5 protein-coding genes are annotated in these 2,879 nt (G+C 53.4%); all 5 read left to right on the forward strand.

Annotation, left to right across the window (positions count from 1 at the left end; genetic code table 11):
* The first annotated feature begins 278 nt into the window (after positions 1-278).
* Positions 279-1,010 (forward strand): 16S rRNA (uracil(1498)-N(3))-methyltransferase, encoded by a 732-nt coding sequence (locus tag FBQ85_28795; GenBank protein MDL1879132.1) that lies wholly within the window; start codon positions 279-281, stop codon positions 1,008-1,010.
* 119 nt (positions 1,011-1,129) lie between these two features.
* Positions 1,130-1,327, forward strand: coding sequence for a 30S ribosomal protein S21 (rpsU, locus tag FBQ85_28800; protein MDL1879133.1), 198 nt, complete (start codon positions 1,130-1,132; stop codon positions 1,325-1,327).
* 62 nt (positions 1,328-1,389) lie between these two features.
* Positions 1,390-1,833 carry a GatB/YqeY domain-containing protein gene (locus FBQ85_28805; protein ID MDL1879134.1) on the forward strand — a complete coding sequence of 148 codons (444 nt, stop codon included), beginning with the start codon at positions 1,390-1,392 and terminating at the stop codon, positions 1,831-1,833.
* 110 nt (positions 1,834-1,943) lie between these two features.
* Positions 1,944-2,660 (forward strand): CvpA family protein, encoded by a 717-nt coding sequence (locus FBQ85_28810; GenBank protein ID MDL1879135.1) that lies wholly within the window; start codon positions 1,944-1,946, stop codon positions 2,658-2,660.
* A gap of 4 nt (positions 2,661-2,664) precedes the next feature.
* Positions 2,665-2,879, forward strand: a 215-nt coding sequence (locus FBQ85_28815) for a hypothetical protein (GenBank protein ID MDL1879136.1), incomplete at its 3' end; no start/stop codon positions are given.

The raw sequence follows: 2,879 nt of genomic DNA on the forward strand, positions 1-2,879 counted from the left end.
CATGCTCGTTGCATTCGCCCTGTAGTCCCGGCGCCTTGTGCGCCGCTGCTGCTTGCACAATTTGAATATGGTTCTTTTGGTATCTGAATGACAAATTGTTGGAACATCATACTCGCATCATTCGCCCACAAAGGGGCGAGGGCTACGGCTAACCCCGCCCCCTGTGGGCCGCAATCGCATGAAAAATTCAAATTCGATCGTAATAAACCTCGTGCTTGCTTCATTCGCCCACTAGGGGCGAGGGTTACGTGGTCGGGCTTCGTTGACAGGATTCCAATATGCCGCGTCAAGAATTTTTCTATGCCCCTCCTGAAAATTTCGTCGGCGAGTTTGTCGAGCTGACGGGTGACGAACATCATCACCTCAGCCGCGTGCTGCATCACAAAATCGGCGATCGTATCACGGTGGTTGATGGCGCGGGCAACGCGGCTGTCGATGGTGAAATCGTCTTCAGTGATCGAGCAGTTACGCGCATCAAAACTCACACGATCACAAAAAATATCGGCGAGCCGGCTGTGCATCTCACCCTGGCGCAAGCAGTTCCCAAGGGCGCGCGTTTCGATTGGGTGGTGGAAAAAGCCACGGAAATCGGAGTTTCGGCCTTCATCCCGCTGCTCTCCGAACACAGCGAAGTGCAACCCGGCTCAGGCAAAACTGAGCGCTGGCGACGACTCGCGCTGGCGGCGATGAAGCAATCCTGCCGCTCGGTTTGGCCGGATGTGAACGAACCCACCCCGTTTTTTGAGTTGTGCCAAACAATTAAAAATTTTGATTTGGCCATACTGGCGCATCCCACAGAAAATGACATTCTGAGGGATTTGGCAACCCAGGCTATGCCTAAGAGCGTGCTGCTGATGGTTGGTCCGGAGGGCGGATTCACCGATGATGAAATCGAGTTCGCACAAAAATCTGGTTGCAAGTTGTTAAGTCTCGGGCCGCGGCGCTTGCGCTCGGAAACCGCCGGGCTGGTGGCGGCGACGAAGGTTCTTGCAGCATTTGGTCAGCTATAAGACCATAAGATTTTCCGAGAAAACACTTGTTTTTTAAGCTTCTGAGTGATACTTTTCCCGCGTTTTTCAAATATGATGCATTTCACTAAACATTCCACCCCAGGAGGTTCGTTAAAAGTATGCCGACGGTCAAAGTGCGCGAAGGTGAAAGTTTTGAGAAAGCGTTACGTCGTTTTACCAAAGCTTGTGAAAAAGCTGGTTTGATGTCCGAGTTGAAGAAGCGCAGACATTTTGAAAAGCCGAGTGAAAAGAAGAAACGGAAAATGAAAATCGCCCGTCGCAAAGCGAGACGCATCGCGACGCTGGAAAGCAGATAAACGAAACGGTGGGCGACAATCCCAACGGCGGGACATACGATTTTTGCTTGCAGGAGATGGTGATGACGTTGCTGGAACGATTGAGCGAGGAAATTAAGACCGCCATGAAGAGCGGCGACAAAGTTCGCGTCGAAACGCTGCGCCTGTTGCGTTCGCAATTGAAAGACGCACAAATCGCCAAAATGCAGCCGCTCGAGCCGCAAGAGGAAATCGACGTGTTGAACAGCGCCGCCAAAAAGCGCCGCGAATCAATTGCCGCCTATCAAAATGCCGGGCGCGATGATTTGGTCGCGAGTGAAACCGCTGAGTTGAACATCATCGCCGAGTATTTGCCGAAAGCCCTGAGCGCGGAGGAAATCGCGGCGATTGTCGATGCAGCCGTGCGCGAGACCGGCGCGAAAGACGCCAAGGATCTCGGCAAAGTCATGGGGAAGATCATGCCGCAGGTCAAAGGCCGCGCCGACGGCAAGCTCTTGCAGCAACTCGTGCGCGAGCGGCTCGGTTGATTTTTGCAATAATTGCCAGCACAACAGCGCATCGAAAAGTGAATCAAGCGACGAGCATCTCGGCTTCGCAGCTTCGAGTGATTACGGTCACGGCCGTTGCCGTTTGAAAATTGCGGCAAGGCGGGACGGAGGTTGCGGATGCAGAGCGCAAAGGCTTTGTTCACTTTTTTATTTTGGCGCCGGCCCCGCGCCGGCATCGTGAGGAAGACGTGCAGATCATCATCAATTTTGCCGATTTCATCATCATAGGCGTGCTCGCCTATTTCATCTGGAGCGGCTACAAAGGCGGTTTTTATGACAACCTGCTCGAGCTGATCGGCTTCTACGTCTGTCTCACCCTGACTTTGATTGTGCTGAGCTATATTGCGAAATTTTTCAATTTCGTACTCGAACTGCCGCCCAGTGTGAGCGTGCTGCTCGGTTTCATCTTCGTGTTTGCCACGCTCACCCTGGCTTATCTTTATTTTGTGAAATGGATTCACAAAATGATCGAGATGAAAGTGCACGAACGGTTTAATCGCATCACGGGCTCCTTGTTGGGCGCATATCGCGGCGTGCTGATGGCCAGCCTGCTCGTGCTGGGTTTTCTGCTGCTGCCGATCCCCCATCTCGTGCAGCCGACGCAAGCCCGCAGTTTTTTTATGCGCAAAATCAAAATCGTCCTTCCGATGAATTATGACTATGTCCGCCGCCTCGTTCCCGGGCCGCCCGGCTTTCGCGAGGCGTTGACGGCTGCGTTTTATCGCATTGGCCCGCTCGATGAGATTTCCACGCGTTTTTTGGACGATTTGCCCGGCCGGCCTTATCAAAAGTTGAGCAGCGATTGAAACGATGAGCTCTCCCGCGAAGCCCGAGTCGTTCGCTGCCGCCGCCTCAGCCCTGGAATTTCCCAAGGTTCTGCAACATCTCTCCAACGCAGCGCTTTCCACGCTCGGCGCCAACGAAATTTTACACCTGCAGCCGTTATCGGATTTGCCTACAGTGCAGACCCGCCTTGCCGAAATCACGGAGATGCGCAGCCTGCTTGATTTTGACGACGCCTTCCC

This window comes from Cytophagia bacterium CHB2 (assembly GCA_030263535.1).
Lineage (GTDB): Bacteria > Zhuqueibacterota > Zhuqueibacteria > Zhuqueibacterales > Zhuqueibacteraceae > Coneutiohabitans.

What these genes read in the sequence shown, in the direction of transcription:
- FBQ85_28795 (MDL1879132.1), top strand. Translation starts at nt 279, where the DNA reads ATGCCGCGTCAAGAATTTTTCTATGCCCCTCCTGAAAATTTCGTCGGC.
- rpsU (MDL1879133.1), top strand. Translation starts at nt 1,130, where the DNA reads ATGCCGACGGTCAAAGTGCGCGAAGGTGAAAGTTTTGAGAAAGCGTTA.
- FBQ85_28805 (MDL1879134.1), top strand. Translation starts at nt 1,390, where the DNA reads ATGACGTTGCTGGAACGATTGAGCGAGGAAATTAAGACCGCCATGAAG.